The 17,760-nt window shown below is 63.5% G+C and carries 13 protein-coding genes and 1 tRNA gene; 9 read left to right on the forward strand and 5 right to left on the reverse strand.

Going from position 1 to position 17,760, the window contains the following annotated elements:
* Positions 1–16 precede the first annotated feature (16 nt).
* Complete coding sequence (locus LPJGGPFB_RS04250) at positions 17–1,717, reverse strand: long-chain fatty acid--CoA ligase (protein ID WP_173418886.1); 1,701 nt, start codon at positions 1,715–1,717, stop codon at positions 17–19.
* A gap of 339 nt (positions 1,718–2,056) precedes the next feature.
* Here LPJGGPFB_RS04250 and LPJGGPFB_RS04255 point away from each other — a divergent pair, with 339 nt between their 5' ends.
* From LPJGGPFB_RS04255 to LPJGGPFB_RS04295, 8 genes are all read left to right on the forward strand, one after another.
* The gene (locus tag LPJGGPFB_RS04255) at positions 2,057–3,280 is read left to right on the forward strand and encodes an MFS transporter (protein ID WP_173418887.1); all 1,224 of its coding nucleotides are present in this window, start codon (positions 2,057–2,059) and stop codon (positions 3,278–3,280) included.
* A gap of 168 nt (positions 3,281–3,448) precedes the next feature.
* Positions 3,449–4,615: an AI-2E family transporter gene (locus LPJGGPFB_RS04260; protein ID WP_210264349.1), complete on the forward strand. Its 1,167-nt coding sequence runs from the start codon at positions 3,449–3,451 to the stop codon at positions 4,613–4,615.
* A 230-nt stretch (positions 4,616–4,845) separates the two neighbouring features.
* Complete coding sequence (kdpF, locus tag LPJGGPFB_RS33675) at positions 4,846–4,932, forward strand: K(+)-transporting ATPase subunit F (protein ID WP_173420947.1); 87 nt, start codon at positions 4,846–4,848, stop codon at positions 4,930–4,932.
* 108 nt (positions 4,933–5,040) lie between these two features.
* The gene (gene kdpA, locus LPJGGPFB_RS04275; protein WP_173418888.1) at positions 5,041–6,750 is read left to right on the forward strand and encodes a potassium-transporting ATPase subunit KdpA; all 1,710 of its coding nucleotides are present in this window, start codon (positions 5,041–5,043) and stop codon (positions 6,748–6,750) included.
* 11 nt (positions 6,751–6,761) lie between these two features.
* A complete protein-coding gene (gene kdpB / locus LPJGGPFB_RS04280; RefSeq protein WP_173418889.1) occupies positions 6,762–8,888 on the forward strand; it encodes a potassium-transporting ATPase subunit KdpB in 2,127 nt (708 codons plus the stop codon).
* Positions 8,889–8,890: 2 nt separating this feature from the next.
* Positions 8,891–9,460: a potassium-transporting ATPase subunit KdpC gene (kdpC, locus tag LPJGGPFB_RS04285; RefSeq protein WP_173418890.1), complete on the forward strand. Its 570-nt coding sequence runs from the start codon at positions 8,891–8,893 to the stop codon at positions 9,458–9,460.
* Positions 9,461–9,493: 33 nt separating this feature from the next.
* Positions 9,494–12,190, forward strand: a complete 2,697-nt coding sequence (locus LPJGGPFB_RS04290; RefSeq protein ID WP_173418891.1) for a sensor histidine kinase — start codon at positions 9,494–9,496, stop codon at positions 12,188–12,190.
* Positions 12,187–12,879, forward strand: a complete 693-nt coding sequence (locus LPJGGPFB_RS04295; protein ID WP_173418892.1) for a response regulator — start codon at positions 12,187–12,189, stop codon at positions 12,877–12,879. Before LPJGGPFB_RS04290 ends, LPJGGPFB_RS04295 begins: the two co-directional genes overlap by 4 nt.
* Before the next feature lie 77 nt (positions 12,880–12,956).
* On the opposite strand, the gene LPJGGPFB_RS04300 is transcribed toward LPJGGPFB_RS04295, so the two are convergent.
* The 4 genes from LPJGGPFB_RS04300 to LPJGGPFB_RS04315 all read right to left on the reverse strand — a co-directional run bounded on the left by LPJGGPFB_RS04300 (position 12,957) and on the right by LPJGGPFB_RS04315 (position 16,152).
* The gene (locus LPJGGPFB_RS04300) at positions 12,957–14,183 is read right to left on the reverse strand and encodes an alpha/beta hydrolase (RefSeq protein ID WP_234902764.1); all 1,227 of its coding nucleotides are present in this window, start codon (positions 14,181–14,183) and stop codon (positions 12,957–12,959) included.
* 336 nt (positions 14,184–14,519) lie between these two features.
* Positions 14,520–14,870 carry a hypothetical protein gene (locus LPJGGPFB_RS04305; RefSeq protein ID WP_173418894.1) on the reverse strand — a complete coding sequence of 117 codons (351 nt, stop codon included), beginning with the start codon at positions 14,868–14,870 and terminating at the stop codon, positions 14,520–14,522.
* 117 nt (positions 14,871–14,987) lie between these two features.
* Positions 14,988–15,063: transfer RNA gene (locus LPJGGPFB_RS04310), tRNA-Thr, on the reverse strand.
* A 78-nt stretch (positions 15,064–15,141) separates the two neighbouring features.
* Positions 15,142–16,152 (reverse strand): NAD(P)H-dependent flavin oxidoreductase, encoded by a 1,011-nt coding sequence (locus tag LPJGGPFB_RS04315; RefSeq protein WP_173418895.1) that lies wholly within the window; start codon positions 16,150–16,152, stop codon positions 15,142–15,144.
* A gap of 413 nt (positions 16,153–16,565) precedes the next feature.
* Here LPJGGPFB_RS04315 and LPJGGPFB_RS04320 point away from each other — a divergent pair, with 413 nt between their 5' ends.
* Positions 16,566–17,741: a biotin transporter BioY gene (locus tag LPJGGPFB_RS04320; RefSeq protein WP_173418896.1), complete on the forward strand. Its 1,176-nt coding sequence runs from the start codon at positions 16,566–16,568 to the stop codon at positions 17,739–17,741.
* Positions 17,742–17,760: the final 19 nt, after the last annotated feature.

Consider the following 17,760-nt stretch of genomic DNA (forward strand, 5'->3'; position numbering starts at 1 on the left):
TAAGTCGGGGCGGCCCTTAGCCCCGGAGGTCCTTGCGCAGGATCTTGCCGACATTGGTTTTCGGCAACTCGGTGCGGAACTCGACGAAGCGCGGCCGCTTGTAGTTGGTGAGATTGGCTGCGCAGTGCTTCTTGACGTCCTCTTCGGTCAGGGCCGGATCCTTGCGGACCACGAACAGCTTGACCGCCTCTCCCGAATGTTCGTCGGGAATGCCGATTGCCGCGCATTCGAGAATGCCGGGGTGCGTCATCGCCACTTCCTCGACCTCGTTCGGGAAGACGTTGAAGCCCGAAACCAGGATCATGTCCTTCTTCCGGTCGACGATCTTGACGAGGCCGACGGCGTTGATGAAGCCGATATCGCCGGAGCGGAAGAAGCCGTCAGGCGAGATCGCCTTGGCGGTCTCGTCCGGGCGCTGCCAGTAACCGGCCATGACCTGCGGTCCGCGAATGCAGATTTCGCCGACGTCCCCGATCGGCAAGGTGTTGCCCTGGTCGTCGCGGATCTCGATCTCGGTCGAGGGGATCGGATAGCCGATCGTGCCGGTAAATTCGGTCGAGTCGAGAAGGTTGGCGGTGGCGACCGGCGATGTCTCGGAAAGGCCGTAACCTTCGGCGATCGGGCATCCCGTCATCTTCTGCCAACGTTCGGCAACAGGTCTCTGGATCGCCATGCCGCCACCGAAGGTCAGCATCAGCGACGAGAAATCGAGCTTCTGGAATTCGGCGTTGTTCATCAGCGCGTTGAACAGCGTGTTGAGCCCCGGGAAGATGTTGGTCTTGTACTTGCCGAGTTCCGCGACGAAGCCTGGAATATCGCGCGGGTTGGGGATCAGGATGTTGTTGCCGCCGGTGGCAAGGCCCATCAGCGAGTTCACCGTCAGCGCGAAGATATGATAAAGCGGCAGCGCGCACATGAAGACGAGATTGTCGGGACGCGGGCGCGAACGGAACGCCGTGTCGAACCAGATTTCCATCTGCGCCATGTTCGACAACAGGTTGGAATGGGTGAGCGTCGCGCCCTTGGAAACGCCTGTGGTGCCGCCGGTATATTGCAGGAAAGCGACGTCACCAGGAGCGACATTGGGCTTGGTCAGCTTCCGACGACCGCCTTCGGCAAGCACGGACCTGAAGGAGTGATGGCCGGGGATCGACCAGGCGGGCACCAGCTTCTTCACCCGGCGCACGACCAGATTGACGATCACGCCCTTGAAGCCGAGCATGTCGCCCATCGTGGCGACCACCACATGCTTGACGCTGGTCTTGGCCGCAACTTGCTGGACGGTATGGGCGAAGTTTTCGAGAACGAAGATCGCCTTGGCGCCGGAATCGACGAGTTGATGCTCCAGTTCGCGCGGCGTGTAGAGCGGGTTGACGTTGACGACCGTGAAGCCTGCCCTGAGGATACCGTAGACGATGACGGGGTTTTGCAGGATGTTCGGCATCATCACCGCGACGCGGTCGCCCTTCGACAGCCCGCGTGCCTGCAGCCAGGCGCCGATCTTGGCGGATTCGGCATTGAGTTCTGAGAAGGTCAGCGACTTGCCCATGCAGGTAAAGGCGAAGCGGCGCGAATAGCGCGCGACGGCATGGTCGAAGAAATCACCGATCGATCTGTAGGGCAGTGGGCCGATCTCGGCAGCGATGCCCGGCGGATAGGACTTCAGCCAGATTTTCTCCGGGCTGGTGCCTGTTGGTTGCGTGTTGAGTTCCGCCATGACCTCTCTCCCTCTGGTCGCCACAGGCTGGCCTTGCTTGCGGCCAGAGAAGAAACCCTCCCGGTCTTCTCTTGCCGATGAAGATGATGCTTTTGCGACACCTCTTCAAGCCGAGATTCGGAATTATATAACTTTGACGTAAACGTCAACTCAGCTAACGGTTAACCGGCCTGCTGCGCGCGCACGAAAAAGTATGATGAGTGCCGCAAAGCCTTTGCTATCAGGGGTCAAAGCCTGTATTGCATTGCAACATACCCCCATCGGACTCCATCCGATATCTGCTGCCAGCACCCACAGATTTGTTCCGCTCCCAGAGAGCGGACGACACAGGTATTGCTCATGTGTGACGAAGCCTATTCTTCCGCCGTCGATCCGCGCCGGAGCCGCATTTCCGTTGCCGAGATTGCGCTCGCCGTCGGTGGGTTCGGGATCGGCACGGGAGAATTCGCCATCATGGGCCTGCTGCCGCAGGTGGCCGATGACGTCGGCGTTTCGGTGCCGAAGGCCGGCGCCGTGATCAGTGCCTATGCGCTCGGTGTCGTCGTTGGCGCGCCGCTGATTGCTGTGCTTGCGGCGCGGTTTTCACGTTTCCGGGTGCTTCTCGTGCTGATGCTTCTGTTTGCGATCGGCAATTTCGCCAGTGCCATCGCGCCGGATTTCTACACGCTGGTTGCCGCGCGCTTCTTTGCCGGTCTTCCGCACGGCGCCTATTTCGGCGTGGCGGCGCTGGTCGCCGCCGGGCTTGCCGCACCCAACCAGCGGGCGAGGGCCGTCGGGCGGGTGATGATGGGCCTGACGATCGCCACCCTGTTCGGAACGCCGCTGGTCGCCTGGTTCGGTCAGGCGCTCGGCTGGCGCTCGGCCTTTGCCATCGTCGGCGCCATCAGCCTTCTGACCATTGCGCTGACCTGGTCTTACGTGCCGCGCGACAAGGGCAATCCGCAGGCCACGCCGCTGCGTGAACTCGGCGCCTTGGGCAAATTGCAGGTCTGGCTGATGCTCGGCATCTGCGCGATCGGCTGCGGTGGCATGTTCGCCGTCTTCAGCTACATCGCCCCTGCACTGACAGAGGTCGCAGGCGTTTCCGTCGCCAATGTGCCGATCATGCTGTCAGTGTTCGGTGCCGGCATGATCCTCGGCAACATCGTCGGTTCGCGGCTTGCCGACTGGGCGCTGCTGCCGGCGATTGGCATCGCGCTCGCCTTCAACATCCTCGCCTATGTGCTGTTCTATTTCACCATGGGCAACCCGTGGATCGCCATCGTCAACGTGCTCTTCATCGGCGGCGGCTTTGCCGTCGTGCCGGGTGTGCAGACCCGGTTGATGGACGTGTCGGGCGAGGCGCAGACGCTTGCCGCAGCGCTCAGCCATTCGGCCTTCAACCTTGCCAATGCGCTTGGGGCTTGGCTTGGCGGCTGGTCGATTGCCGCAGGCTACGGCTGGACCTCGACCGGCCTCGTCGGCGCCGTGATGGGCGTTGCCGGTTTCGGCATCTTCCTCGCCTCGGTTTTCGTCGACCGCGCCGAGACGATCAAGCGCGCCACGATACGTGCGGCAGAATGACCGCCGCGATCAAATAAGGCCTTGGAGCTTGCGCGCCGCTAAATTTTTCTGTCATGTCCCGCCGCTAGCCTCGGTCGCGGCCCTGAAACTACCGTAAACCAGGGGCATGGGGCAGCCGAAGGCTGGCAAGGCCTCGGGTTTGCTGTAAAGTCGTTTGAAGACGGAGGAATGTTGGTGCAACTGGGCAATCGCGAACGAGAAAACCTTCCCGCAGAGCCGCGGCTCTTCGGGTATCCGGCGACGTCGCGCTCCGCACTTGTTGGACCGATCACGGCGGCGCGCTGGATGCTCGTCTTCGTTCTTCTTGCCGGTGTCTATTTCTTCAACGGTTTCGTGGTTCCAGTTCTGGCCGCCGTTGTCATCGGTTTTGCCAGCTGGCCGATCTACCGTCGGCTGCTGACGGCGGTCGGCGGCAATCGGACGCTCGCAGCGACCATCGCCATCATCAGCGTCGTGGCCTTCATCGTCGTGCCGATCTCGGTTGCTGCCGTCTATGCGGTCGACGAAGTGCGCGACTGGCTGGTCTGGGCCGTTGAAACCAATGCCAACGGCGCGGGCGTGCCAGTCTGGCTGACGACGATCCCGGTTGCCGGCGTCTGGCTCGGCGAACAATGGGTGAAATATGTCGGCCATCCCGGTGCGCTCGGCGAACTGGTCCAGCTCGTCAGCGGTTCCAACATCGGCAACATCTATCGCGGCGTGCTGGTCATCGGCGCTTCGGCGTTTCACGCCTTTCTGACACTGCTCTTCATGCTGATCACGCTGTTCTTCGTCTATCGCGACGGACATTCCTTCTCCAAGCAGCTCGACCATCTTGGCGAGCGCATCTTCCCGATGCGCTGGGAGCGGCTGTCGCGCGTGGTGCCGCTGACGATCAGCTCGACGGTAACAGGCATGGGCATCATCGCGATCGGCGAGGGCATCGTGCTCGGCGTCGCCTATTGGCTGGCGGGCGTTCCCTCACCGGTCACGCTCGGCATCATCACCGGCCTGATGGCGCTGATCCCCGGCGGTGCGCCGCTCTGCTTCACGCTGGTTTCCGTCTATCTCGTTGCCAGCGGTTCGCCGGTTCACGGCATCGCGCTGTTTGCCTGGGGCACGACGGAACTCTTCATCGTCGACAAGACCTTGCGTCCGCGCCTCGTCGGCGGCCCGATCAAGCTGCCCTTCCTGCCGACCTTTTTCGGCCTTGTCGGCGGGGTGAAGACTATGGGCTTTCTCGGCCTGTTCGTCGGCCCGGTGCTGATGGCGCTGCTCGTCGCCATCTGGCGCGAGTGGATGCGCGAAGTGACCAGCGAAGCCGCACCGACGGTCAGCCCGATCATCAAGGGCTGATGGTGCCGATCTGCCAGCCGCCTTTGGGCGGCGGCAGTGTCCTTATCTTTTCCTTATGCCCGCGCAAAACCATCCCAATCGATAATTGACCCGCCGAGGGTGCATCATCCGGCCATAACCAGTCCCGGAGAATGCACATGTCCGATCTACTTTTTCTCGCCGCCGGCATCGGCGGCCTTGTCGTGTTTGCGCTCTATGCGCGCACGCTCAGCCGGCTCTAGGAGGCATCGATGTTCGAAGCCTTCGTTGGCATCTCCGTCGCGGCCGCACTGGCGGTCTATCTCATCGTGACTCTCGTTCGGCCGGAACGGTTCTGACCCCAGGGTCGAGACTTCGTACCCGGGTCGAGACTTCGTACCCCGGTCGAGGCTTTGTACGGGGTCGAGACTTCGTACCGTCCGGTCGTCTTTCGTGGAGAATTCCTCATGTCTATTATCGGGTGGCTGCAGATCGGCCTCCTCTTTCTCGCCGTCTTGCTTGCGATCAAGCCGCTTGGCCTCTACATGGCCCGGGTTTTCGCCGGCGAGCGCAACTTCCTCTCTCCGGTGCTTGGACCCGTCGAGCGCGGGCTCTATCTGGCGGCCGGCGTTGATGCGAAGAAGGAGCAAGGCTGGCTCGCCTATACGCTGTCGATGCTCGCCTTCAGCGCTGCCGGCTTCGTGCTTCTCTACGCCATCCTGCGCTTCCAGGGGTCGCTGCCGGTGAACCCTCAAGGCTTTGCCGACGTGCCGGCGGACCTCGCCTTTAACACGGCGGTCAGCTTCCTCACCAACACCAACTGGCAGTCCTATGGCGGCGAGACCACCATGAGCCATTTCAGCCAGATGGCTGGGCTCACGGTGCAGAACTTCGTCTCTGCAGCGACCGGCATCGCCATTGCGCTTGCCGTGACCCGTGCCTTTGCCCGTTCCGGTGCGGCAACGCTCGGCAATTTCTGGGTCGATCTGACCCGTTCGACGCTCTACGTCCTCCTGCCGCTGGCCGTCGTCGTTGCACTCGCCTTCGTGGCGATGGGCATGCCGCAAACCTTCAATGGTTCCGTCAGCGCCACCACGCTCGAGGGCGTACAGCAGACGATCGCGCTCGGCCCGGTCGCAAGCCAGGAGGCGATCAAGCAGCTCGGCACCAATGGCGGCGGCTTCTTCAACGCCAATGCGGCGCATCCGTTCGAAAACCCGAGCGCGCTCAGCAACTACCTGTCGATCTTCGCAATGCTGTCGATCACCTCGGCACTGGTCTACACCTTCGGCCAGATGGTCGGTGACCGCCGCCAGGGCTGGGCCTTCATCGCCGCCATGGCGACCCTTCTGATCGCCGGCATCGGCGTCATCTATTGGGCGGAAAGCTACGGCAACCCGATCCTGCACGGCCTCGGCCTCGAAGCTTCGCTCGGCAATATGGAAGGCAAGGAAGTTCGCTTCGGCCAAGCGATGTCGGCAGCCTATGCCGGCGTCACCACCGGTATCTCGACCGGCGCGGTCAACGGCATGCACGGCTCCTTCACCGGCATCGGCGGTCTCGTTCCAATGCTCCTGATCCAGCTTGGCGAAGTGCTGCCAGGCGGTGTCGGCTCCGGCCTTTACGGCATGGTCGTCTTCGCGATCCTCGCCGTCTTCGTCGCCGGCCTGATGGTCGGGCGCACGCCCGAACTGCTCGGCAAGAAGATCGAGGGGCGCGAGATGAAATACGCCATGCTGGCGATCCTCATCCTGCCGGCCTCGATACTCGGCTTCACCGCGATCTCGGCTGTCATGCCCTCGGCCGTCGCCAGTATCGGCACCTCAGGTCCGCATGGTCTGTCGGAGATCCTTTACGCCTACACCTCGGCCACCGGCAACAACGGCTCCGCCTTCGGCGGCCTCTCGGCCAACACGCCCTGGTACAACACCACGCTCGGCTTTGCGATGCTGCTCGGCCGCTTCGCCTATGCGATCCCGGTTCTGGCGATTGCCGGCTCGATCGCCGCCAAGACCCGCGTTCCAGCTTCCACGGGAACCTTCCCGACGCACACGCCGCTCTTCGTTGGCCTGCTCATCGGCATCATCCTCATCCTCGGGGGCTTGCAGTATTTCCCGGCCCTCGCGCTCGGTCCCATCGTCGAGCAATTCGCCATGCTCTCGGGCCAGACCTTCTGAAGGAACAGACCATGTCTTCGAAACCCGTCGCCCCGAGCTTACTCGATCCGGCGATTATCCTGCCGGCCTTCAAGGCCGCATTCACCAAGCTCGACCCGCGCCAGCTCATCCGCAATCCGGTGATCTTCGTCACCGAGGTGGTGGCCGCCATGGTCACGGTCTTCTTCATCCGCGATCTGGCTACCGGGACCGGAAGCCCGCTGTTCTCAGGGCAAATTGCCGCCTGGCTGTGGTTCACGGTGCTGTTTGCCACCTTCGCCGAGGCCGTCGCCGAAGGGCGCGGCAAGGCGCAGGCCGACAGCCTGCGTCGCACCAAGTCCGAGTTGATGGCCCGCAAGCTGGTCTCGGCGGAAGGTCGTGAAACCCAAACGATCGCCGCCACCTCGCTGAAGGTCGGCGACCTCGTGCTCGTCGAAGCCGGCGAATTGATCCCCGGCGACGGCGACGTCGTCGAGGGCGTCGCCTCGGTCAACGAAAGTGCGATCACCGGTGAATCCGCGCCTGTGATCCGGGAATCCGGCGGCGACCGATCCGCCGTCACCGGCGGCACCCAGGTGCTGTCCGACTGGATCAAGGTGCGCATCGGCACGGCACCGGGCGACACCTTCGTCGACCGCATGATCGCGCTCATCGAAGGCGCGCAGCGCCAGAAAACCCCGAACGAGATCGCGCTGTCGATCCTGCTGTCCGGCCTGACGCTGGTCTTCCTCGTTGCCGTCGTGACGCTTTGGGGTCTTGCCGGCTACTCCGGCACGGTTCTGTCGGTCACGGTTCTTTCGGCCCTGCTCGTCACCCTGATCCCGACCACCATCGGTGGCCTCCTGTCGGCCATCGGCATCGCGGGCATGGACCGGCTGGTGCGCTTCAACGTCATTGCCACATCAGGCCGCGCAGTTGAGGCGGCCGGTGACGTCGACACGCTGCTGCTCGACAAGACAGGTACCATCACCTTCGGCAACCGAATGGCCGCCAATTTCATGCCGGTTCCAGGCGTCACCGATGCCGAACTGGCCGATGCGGCGCTGCTGGCAAGCCTTGCCGACGAGACGCCGGAAGGCCGCTCGATTGCTGCGTTGGCAACCGGTGAATTTGGCCGCCAGACGCCATCTGTCACTCTGCCCATTTCTGGTAAGCAGGCGAACCGTGAGGTCGTGGCTCTGGCCGTCGGTGGCGGCTCCGTTCAGTCAGGGGCATTGGCAATCGATGCTGTCGTGCCCTTTGCCGCCGAAACGCGCCTGTCGGGCGTCGACTTCGCCGGTCGTCGACTGCGCAAGGGGGCTGTCGATTCGATCCTGAAGTTTGCAGGCGTTCGCGACGAGAATGTGCCGGCCGAATTCCGCCGCGCCGTCGACCAGGTCGCACGCACCGGCGGCACGCCGCTCGCCGTTACCGACGGCAACCGCCTGCTCGGCGTCATCCACCTCAAGGACGTGGTCAAGCCCGGCATCAAGGAGCGTTTTGCAGCCCTTCGCGCCATGGGCATCCGCACCGTCATGGTGACCGGCGATAACCCGGTGACGGCAGCGGCGATCGCGTCGGAAGCCGGTGTCGACGACTTCCTCGCCGAGGCGACACCGGAAGACAAGCTTGGCTATATCCGTAAGGAGCAGCAGGGCGGCCGCCTGATCGCCATGTGCGGCGACGGCACCAACGACGCGCCGGCGCTTGCCCAGGCAGACGTCGGGGTGGCGATGCAGACCGGCACGCAGGCGGCGCGCGAGGCGGCCAACATGGTCGACCTCGATTCGAGCCCGACGAAGCTGATCGAGATCGTCGAGATCGGCAAGCAACTGCTGATGACGCGCGGCTCGCTGACGACCTTCTCGATCGCCAACGACGTGGCGAAATACTTCGCCATCATCCCGGCGCTGTTCATCACCACCTATCCGGCGCTGGCGGCCCTCAACATCATGGGCCTGACATCGCCGCAGTCGGCGATCCTGTCGGCGGTGATCTTCAACGCCTTGATCATTGTCGCGCTCATCCCGCTGGCGCTGAAGGGCGTCAAGTACCGCCCTGTTGGTGCCGCAGCACTCCTGCGCCGCAACCTGCTGGTCTACGGCCTCGGCGGCCTGATCCTGCCCTTTGCCGGCATCAAGCTCGTCGACGTCGTCGTCTCCGCTCTCAATCTGGTGTAATCATGTTGAACCAACTTCGCCCCGCAATCGTCATGGCCCTGCTGTTGACCGCGATCACCGGCCTTGCCTATCCCTTCGCCATCACCGGCGTCGCCCAGGCCTTGATGCCGGCGCAGGCCAATGGCAGCCTGATCCGCATCGACGGCACCGTCGTCGGCTCCGATCTGATCGGGCAGAATTTCGCCGCCGACAAATATTTCTGGCCGCGCCCCTCCGCGACTGGGCCCGAACCCTACAATGCCGGCGGCTCGACCGGCTCCAACCTCGGCCCGACCTCGGCCAAGCTGAAGGAGCGGGTGGCCGCCGATGTCGAGAAGCTGCGCGCCAGCGGTGTAACAGGCGAGATTGCCGCCGATGGCGGCACGGCGTCGGGCTCCGGCCTCGACCCGCATATTTCGCCGACCTTCGCCCGCGAGCAGGTGTCGCGTGTTGCCAAGGCTCGAGGGGTTGCCGAAGCCGACGTGGTGACGTTGGTGGAACAGGCAACGGAAGGTCGTCTGTTCGGGATCATAGGCGAGCCGCGCATCAATGTGCTAGAACTCAACCTTGCTCTGGATGCCCGGAGAAGCTGAGTGCGAAGCCTGAGATGCCACCAGAGATCTTGAATGCCTGAAACCGATCGCGAATCGAAAAGCCGCCCCGACCCGGATGCCCTGCTGGCGCTGGCCGGGCAGGGGCGAAGGGGAAAGCTGACGGTTTTCCTCGGCGCAGCCCCAGGCGTGGGCAAGACCTATACCATGCTGACGCGCGCGCGTCGGCTGAAGTCCGACGGCGTCGACATCGTCATCGGTCTGGTGGAGACCCATGGGCGCGGCGAGACCGCTGCGCTCGTCGAAGGACTGGAGATACTGCCGCGCCGCGATGTGAACCATCGCGGCCGCGTGCTTTCTGAATTCGACCTCGACGCTGCGCTCGCCCGCCGCCCGAAGATCATCGTCGTCGACGAACTGGCGCATAGCAATCCGGAGGCCAGCCGCCATCCCAAGCGCTTTCAGGATGTGGAAGAGCTGATTGCCGCCGGCATCGACGTCTGGACGGCGCTCAACATCCAGCATCTGGAAAGCCTGTCCGATGTCGTCGCCCAGATCACCGGTGTTGCGGTGCGCGAGCGCGTACCCGACACGGTTCTCAGCCGTGCCGACGACGTGTTGCTGGTCGATCTGCCGCCGGCCGAACTCATCGAACGGCTGAACCAAGGTAAGGTCTACCTACCCGACAGCGCCAAGCGCGCCACCGAGCGCTTCTTCCGCCTCGGCAATCTGACGGCGCTGCGCGAGCTGGCGCTCAGGCGCACCGCCGACCGGGTCGATGACCAGATGGTCGACTATCTCAAGCAGAACGCCATCGAAGGGCCCTGGGCCAGCGGCGAGCGCCTGTTGGTCTGCATCGGCCCCGATCCGCTGTCGGAAAAGGTCGTGCGCACTGCCAGCCGCCTGGCTTCCGGGCTGAACGCACCCTGGATCGTCGTCTTCATCGAGCGGGCCGACCGTGAAAGCGGCGACGGCGAGGCGGCGAAAAGGCTCGACGAGACCTTCCGTCTTGCCGAACAGCTCGGTGCGGAGACCCGCCGCATCGTCGGCAACGATTTCGTCGAAGAGATCCTCAAGCTTGCGCGCCGTGAGCACGCGACGCAGATCGTCATCGGCACGAAGCGCCAGCCTTTCCCGATGCGTCTCTTCCGGCAATCGCTTCCCGATGCACTGGCCGAGCGCATCACCGGTGTCGGCATTCATCTCGTGACCGACAAGGAACAGCCGCGCGCGAAGCGAAACGTCACCGGCAAACGGAAAATGCCCGAGGGTTTTGGGCGGGCACTTGCCATTGCCGCCGCCACCGTGGCAGCGGCAACGGCGCTCGGCGTGCTCATCGAGCGTTTCATCATCCTGCCGAACATTTCGCTGCTGTTCCTCCTGGCGGTGCTGGCATCGGCAACCTATGCCGGCCACGTCTCGGCAATCGCGGCAGCCCTTCTTTCGGTGCTTGCCTACAACTTCTTCTTCATCAATCCGGTCGGCACCTTCACCGTGGCGGAGCCGCACGAAGTCTTCGCGCTGTTCATTTTCCTGGTTGCCGCAGCCCTTGCCGGCAGCCTAGCTTCCCGGGTGCGCGAACAGGCAAAATCCGCCCGGCGCCGTGCGGCGGCAACGCAGGCGCTCTATGACTTCTCTCGCAAGCTCTCGGGCACGGCAAATGTCGACGACGTGCTCTGGGCAGCAGTCACCCAGATGCAGACGACGCTGAAGCGCAATGTCGCGGTGCTGCTGCCGGAGGAGGGAGACCTGCGCCTGAAGGCCGCCTGGCCGCCGGATACCGAGCTTGATGTCACCGACACCATGGCCGCACGTTGGGCCATGGACAAGAAGGAGGCGGCCGGAAACGGCACCGGTACGCTACCGAACAGCCCGTTCCATTTCCGGCCGCTGACGAGCCCGCACGGCGTCGTCGGCGTCTGCGGTTTCGCGCAGGCCGGCAAGCCGCTGGAGATCAACGAGGAGCGGGCGCTCGCTGCCATCCTCGACCAGACGGCGATCGCGATCGACCGGGCTCGCCTTTCGCGCGAAAGCCTGGATCACGCCGCCAAGCTGGAAGGCGAGCGGTTTCGCGCCGCCCTTCTGTCATCGATCTCGCACGATCTGCGCACGCCGCTTGCCACCATAACCGGCGCCGTTACCAGCCTGCGCCAGCTCGGCGACCGCATGCCGCCGGAAAGTCGCGATGACCTCTTGCAATCGATCGAGGAAGAGGGTGGCCGGCTCACCCGTTTCGTCGCCAATCTGCTCGACATGACCCGCATCGAAGCGGGCACGGTCAATGCCAAGCGCGATTGGGTGGATGTCGCCGATGCGGTGCGCGCTGCCGTTGATCGGGCGCGCAAGTATTTTCCGGACCGCGAGATCGAGACCAGCATCGCGCCGGAACTGCCGTTGATGCGCGGCGACAGCGTACTTTTGGGCCAGGTACTCTTCAACCTGCTCGACAATGCCAATAAATACGGCGGCGACGAGCCGATCAGCATCTATGCCAGACGCGACGGCAACGACATCGTCTTGTCGGTCACCGATCTCGGCAAGGGAATCGCTGAGCGCGATCTCGAACAGGTCTTCGAAAAATTCTTCCGCCGGGGCAAGGTGGACGGCCGCACACCGGGCACCGGTCTCGGACTGTCGATCGCCAAGGGATTCGTCGAGGCCATGGGTGGCCGCATCAAAGCCGAAAGCCCGGCATTGAGACGTCGCGGTACGCGCATCTCCATGCGCTTCCCTGCCGCCGAAGCTGAAATATCTGAAAAGGACCGTGCATGAGCGTGGAGCGCATCCTCGTTGTCGACGACGAACCCCAGATCCAGCGCTTCCTGCGACCGGCCCTGAGCGCTGCCGGATATGACGTGCTGGAGGCCTTGACCGGAACCGAGGCGCTGAAGGCGGCCGCGACCACCGCGCCCGACGTGGTCATCCTCGATCTCGGCCTTCCCGACATGGACGGCAAGGACGTCATCGCCAACATCCGCGCCTGGTCGCAGGTGCCGATCATCATCCTGTCGGCGCGCGACCGGGAGAGCGAAAAGATCGCCGCCCTTGACCTTGGCGCCGACGATTACATCGAAAAACCCTTCGGGATCGGCGAGCTGACGGCGCGCATCCGCGCTGCCCTTCGCCACCGCATCCAGATGGAGGGCGGGCATACCCAGCTTTCGGCCGATGGCGTGGCGATCGATACGATCAAGCGTCTGGTGACGCGTGATGGCGAACCGGTGCGTCTGACGCCGAAGGAATATGATCTGCTGGTCATGCTGGCGCACCATGCCGGACGCGTCGTCACCCACAAGACGCTGCTGACCTCGGTCTGGGGCGCGGCGCACGGCGAAGATCTGCATTATTTGCGCGTCTTCATCGGCCAGTTGCGCGGCAAGATCGAGCGCGACCCGGCCGATCCCAAGATCATCCGAACGGAACCGGGCGTCGGCTACCGCTTCGTCGGCGACGGCGACTGATATCAAGTCTCGATGTTCTATCATCGAGACTTGATACGAGGCCGCCAGGTCCGCCCAGCGGTCAGGCGCCATGGGGATCAGTTGGCCGCAACCGGCTTTGGTTTCTCGCCTGCGAGCGTTTCGCCGACGACGATCTTTTTCTTCGCTGCCGGCCGCGGATTTTCGATGATGTTGACCGGTGCGGACAACGTCGTCGCGGCGACATTGCCGACGCCTCTCGCCGTGCCGGCGACAACGGCGGCGATGCCTGTTCCCACGGAAATGTTCGAGTCGGTCAGCGTCTGGCCCTTGATCAGGCGTTGGCCGATCAGCTGCACGATTTCCGGGCTCTCGGCGAATTTTCCATGGTGCAGCCCGTCGTCGGTCTCGACCTTGGTCAGGTCGATGGCGGTGATGCCGGATTTTTCAAGGTCCGTACGATAGGGTTCCTTCGACGGGTCGATGGCGCCAAGGCGCGAAACGTCACCGGAAATGAAGCTCGAAAGCGCCAGAGCACGATCGTCCTGCGAGACGAAGATGGTGAATTTCGGCTTCTTCTTGCCCATCTCCACCCATTGCTTGGCAAAGACGTCGAGGTCGATATCCGGCGAGGCCAGGATCACGTTCTGGATCTTTGACGGCACGTTGCCGTCGCGAATGCCCATCTGCCGGAGCGATTCCATCGTCAGCCATGTACCCATGGAGTGGGCGAGGATGGTGATGTCCTTGACGTTGGGGGCCTGCGAAAGGATGCGTAGCGTGTCCTCGAGCGCGGTGCGCGAGTAGTTGGTGCTTTCCTTGTCGTAATTGTACTCGAACACATTGGCGCGCGAAGGCCACGTGAACAGGATCGGCGTCGTCTGGGCGCCGGAATCGTGGATGATCTGCGCCAACCGGAAGACCGAATCCTCGTAGCGGTTGTTGAAACCGTGAACGAAGACGAAGGCGTGGCCGCCGACATTGTGCTGCTTGAACCATTCACGGCCGTCGGCGAGCGTGTCCAGTTCCCGAACCCGCGTCACCGCAAAGTCGGTCGCCGGATCGGGCGGCAGCTTGCGCGGCCATTGCACCGTGCCGGCCTTGCGCACGGTGTCGGGCGGGATCGAGACCGCGACGTCGGTCATGAAGGTGTTGGCGTCCCGCTCGCCCGAAAACAGTGTCGCGGGGTCGCCCGAAGGCTGCCTTGTGGTTGCGACCAGCATCTCCACCTGCGCGGTTTTCGGTGTCTGTGCGGTGAGCGCAACCGGGGTCATGACGCCCTCGGGTTTTCCGGCGCAAGAGGAAAGCCCCAGCGACAGGGCAACAGCCGCCGCGATTGCCATCATTCTTCGCGTCCGTGCCGACGAGATCGTAACACGCGCATTGTCAATCATCGGCGCCCCACGCAGAAACAAGACCGAGCCGCATCAGACTGTGCGTTCGCGACAGCGCGATGACACCACTCCATGCCGGCAGATGCAAGCGGGTATTTCGCCATGTCTCGCGCTATGGTTTTGCTTTGAGATTGCGCCGGCTCGGCCGGGTCTCTCTGCGTGGCGTCTCCATCGGTCTCGCCGGGCAGGTGACCGCGGTATCTGCCGCGACAGGGCGAGCGTCGCCCACGAAATGCATTTGGTCACCGTCGGCGGCGTGAGCGGTTCGGGCGGCGCCTTTGTTGCCGATCAGGACGCGGTGGCAGGCAGAGGCAGGTTGATCGCCGGGCCGGGGCCGACGCCGTGCTGTCGGCGGACCTGCCGCGACGCGCTGCCGTCGAACAGTGACATCGGCAAGGTCCCGGTCAGGATCCAGCGATAGGGCGAGCGGGCATCCGGCTCGCGCACCTGATACGGTATTGAATTGAGCGGCAACACGTATTCCGGCCGGCGCAGGCCAGCCTCCCTGTTGCCGAGCCATGTCAGCACGACCAGCACTTCGCCGCCGATCTCAAGCGCTGACAAGGAACAGGTCCGGCCGGCGACATTGGCCTGAACGGCATCCTCGTGAACTTGAAAACGGCTAACTTTAAGCGACATCGTTCGGCTTCCTTGAAATGGACCTCTTGCCAGCCGCTCGTTCGCAGCAAGGCGCGCCGGCCTTCGGCCAGCTTCAGACTTTCATCCCGCTACAGTGCTCATTTCTTTGAAGGAAAATGGTGCCGCTTAGCAGACTCGAACTGCTGACCCCATCATTACGAATGATGTGCTCTACCGACTGAGCTAAAGCGGCCCTGAGGCGGTTCCGCGAAAAGACCGCGGAACGAAGTGTGAGGCGCTGATAAACGCAAAGCGCCAAGATTTCAAGCCATCAGTTTCGAGAACTTGAAAATTCCTTGTTGGCAGCGATCGTCGGCGCGGGGTGGAGCCCGAGACGGGCGCGTGCGGCATCGTATTCGCGCTCCCAGCGATCGACCATATGTGCGACCGAGGTGATCTTGCGCACGGCGCCGATGCCCTGGCCGCAGCCCCAGATGTCCTTCCAGGCCTTGGCGCCCTCGGTTGCCTGGGCAAAATCCATCTTCGACGGATCCGCTTCCGGCAGGTTTGCCGGGTCCATGCCGGCGGCTGCGATCGATGGTTTCAGGTAGTTGCCATGGATTCCGGTGAAGTAGTTGGAATAGACGATGTCGGCGGCATTGCTGTCGACGATCATCTGTTTGTAGGCGTCGCTGGCGCGCGCTTCTTCCGTGGCGATGAAGGGCGAGCCGATATAGGCCATGTCGGCGCCCATGGCCTGGGCGGCGAGGATGGCGCCGCCATTGGCGATCGCGCCTGAGAGAAGCAGAGGGCCGTCGAACCAGGAGCGGATTTCCTGGACGAGGGCGAACGGGGAAAGCGTGCCGGCGTGGCCGCCGGCGCCGGCGGCAACGGCGATCAGCCCGTCAGCACCCTTGCGGATCGCCGAATTGGCGTGGCGATTGTTGATGACGTCATGCAGCACAATGCCGCCATAGGAATGAATGGCGGCGTTGACCTCCGGCACGGCGCCAAGCGAAGATATGACCACCGGCACCTTGTACTTGATGCAGAGCATCAGATCGTGCTCAAGGCGGGTATTGGATTTGTGGACGATCTGGTTGACGGCAAAGGGCGCGGCCTTGCGGCCAGGGTTCCGGGTGTCGTGGTCGGCGAGCGTCTCGGTGACTTCGGCAAGCCACTCGTCGAGTTGCGATTGCGGGCGGGCGTTCAATGCCGGAAAGGAGCCGACCACGCCAGCCTTGCACTGCGCGATCGTCAGCTTGGGATGCGAGATGATGAACAAAGGTGCGCCGACAACCGGCAGTCTCGTCGTTCCGGAAAGAATTGGCGGCAGCGACATCGAGTTCTCCATCCCGTAGAAGTTTTGACGTTTGCGTAAACGTCAAAATAGATAGCAGCAAGTTGCGCGCTTGCAAAGATGCGGATTTTCGTGGCGGCGATGGTGGTCGGGCAGTTTTCCCCGACGTTGCCGGGGTCGCCCGCGCGTCGGACTTGCGGATTTTGAAAGCAGCGGTTACGCAATTGTTAACAAAACCAACGGCGTGCATCCGGAATTAACCGATAAGAGCTTGCGGATGACAAAGAAGGCGCCGATCGAAATGACGAGCGCCGGCGGGGCTACGGCATAATCCTTTAAATCGGATCCGATTTAAGGCTAGGATTATGCAGCAGATTTAAAGCGTTACAGCGTCCTTTGCGCGCCAGATTTGACGCGCGGTGTTGTAAGGCCCGGTATGCACAGAAGGATTTGACGTGAGCGGACTCGAGACTGCAATCCGAAATGCGCTGGAGCGCTCCGACAGGACCAACGCCGAGACGCGGGCGCGCATCTATCAATCCGCGCGCCAGGCGCTCGAAACCGGGCTGCAGAAGCAGGGGATCGAGGACCAGAACGTCGTCGCCCAGCAGCGCCATCGGCTGGAAGCGGTCATCCACGCGATCGAGACCGAGGAGCGCGCAGCCCTGAAGGCGCGCCCGGCGCCGGCCCCGTCTGTCAGCCTCGATGATGCTGTCGCACCGCGCGCTGCGGCAGCGGCAAGGTCCGAGCCGCAGCCGTCCGCGCCTTCCGATGGCCGCCGCGAGCCGGCTTTTGCCGGCCAGACGCCGCGCGACGGACAGAATGACGGTGGACTTGGTGGCCTTCGTGCCGACCGCGACGGCCCTGTTGTCTCTACGGCTGCGGCCGGCGAGGTTGCGGCCAGGCAGTCGAATGAAGGCAGGGGAGCGGTCGCGCCGGACGTGCGCGCAACCGACGGCCGCAAGCGTCGACGCAAGCGCGGCAGCCTGCTGTCGCTCGCCATGGTCGTCGCGACGCTGCTGGCTGCTGTCGTCGCCGCCGTCTGGTGGGTCGAGACCAACAATCTTCTGCAGTCGCCGGCCGCGCGCGACACCAATGTCGCCAATCCGCCGGCAACCGTGGCGTCACAGGATTTCGACGGGGCTGCCGGTCTGCCGACGCTCGGCGCCCAGGAAGGCTTCACCGGCGATTGGGTCGAGGTGTACACGCCCGGCAAGACAGGGGCGATCACGCCCGGCCCGCAGGCGACTGCCGAGCCTGTCAATGACGACGGCGGCCAGCGCGTCTTGTTGACCTCTGGCGATGCCGATGCGGACGGCGACGTGACCATCGAGATTCCGGCGGCGATCCTGGCCGAACTTTCGGGCAAGACGTCGACGCTGGCGCTGACGGTACAGGCCACGCCCGGCAAGTCGACAGAGTTCGCGGTGGAGTGCAACTTCTCTTCACTCGGTGAGTGCGGCCGACACCGTTTCACCCTGCATGATGAGCGGGTCGACATGCTGTTCAAGGTGACGTTCGACCGAAGCCTCGCGCCAAGCGCTGCCGGGCAGATCGTCATCAACAGCGACATCAGCGGCGGCGGCAAGGGCTTGAACCTTTACGCCATCCGCGTCCTGCCGGGCCAATAAGCCTGCACGAAAGGCCGGC

The organism is Ensifer adhaerens, from assembly GCF_013283195.1.
GTDB classification, from domain to species: domain Bacteria; phylum Pseudomonadota; class Alphaproteobacteria; order Rhizobiales; family Rhizobiaceae; genus Ensifer; species Ensifer adhaerens_G.

Coding starts and splice junctions, on each gene's coding strand:
- kdpB (WP_173418889.1), top strand. CDS start 6,762: ATGTCTTCGAAACCCGTCGCCCCGAGCTTACTCGATCCGGCGATTATC.
- LPJGGPFB_RS04250 (WP_173418886.1), bottom strand. CDS start 1,717: ATGGCGGAACTCAACACGCAACCAACAGGCACCAGCCCGGAGAAAATC.
- kdpA (WP_173418888.1), top strand. CDS start 5,041: ATGTCTATTATCGGGTGGCTGCAGATCGGCCTCCTCTTTCTCGCCGTC.
- LPJGGPFB_RS04255 (WP_173418887.1), top strand. CDS start 2,057: ATGTGTGACGAAGCCTATTCTTCCGCCGTCGATCCGCGCCGGAGCCGC.
- LPJGGPFB_RS04260 (WP_210264349.1), top strand. CDS start 3,449: ATGTTGGTGCAACTGGGCAATCGCGAACGAGAAAACCTTCCCGCAGAG.
- kdpF (WP_173420947.1), top strand. CDS start 4,846: ATGTTCGAAGCCTTCGTTGGCATCTCCGTCGCGGCCGCACTGGCGGTC.
- LPJGGPFB_RS04300 (WP_234902764.1), bottom strand. CDS start 14,183: ATGATGGCAATCGCGGCGGCTGTTGCCCTGTCGCTGGGGCTTTCCTCT.
- LPJGGPFB_RS04295 (WP_173418892.1), top strand. CDS start 12,187: ATGAGCGTGGAGCGCATCCTCGTTGTCGACGACGAACCCCAGATCCAG.
- kdpC (WP_173418890.1), top strand. CDS start 8,891: ATGTTGAACCAACTTCGCCCCGCAATCGTCATGGCCCTGCTGTTGACC.
- LPJGGPFB_RS04290 (WP_173418891.1), top strand. CDS start 9,494: ATGCCTGAAACCGATCGCGAATCGAAAAGCCGCCCCGACCCGGATGCC.
- LPJGGPFB_RS04315 (WP_173418895.1), bottom strand. CDS start 16,152: ATGTCGCTGCCGCCAATTCTTTCCGGAACGACGAGACTGCCGGTTGTC.
- LPJGGPFB_RS04305 (WP_173418894.1), bottom strand. CDS start 14,870: ATGTCGCTTAAAGTTAGCCGTTTTCAAGTTCACGAGGATGCCGTTCAG.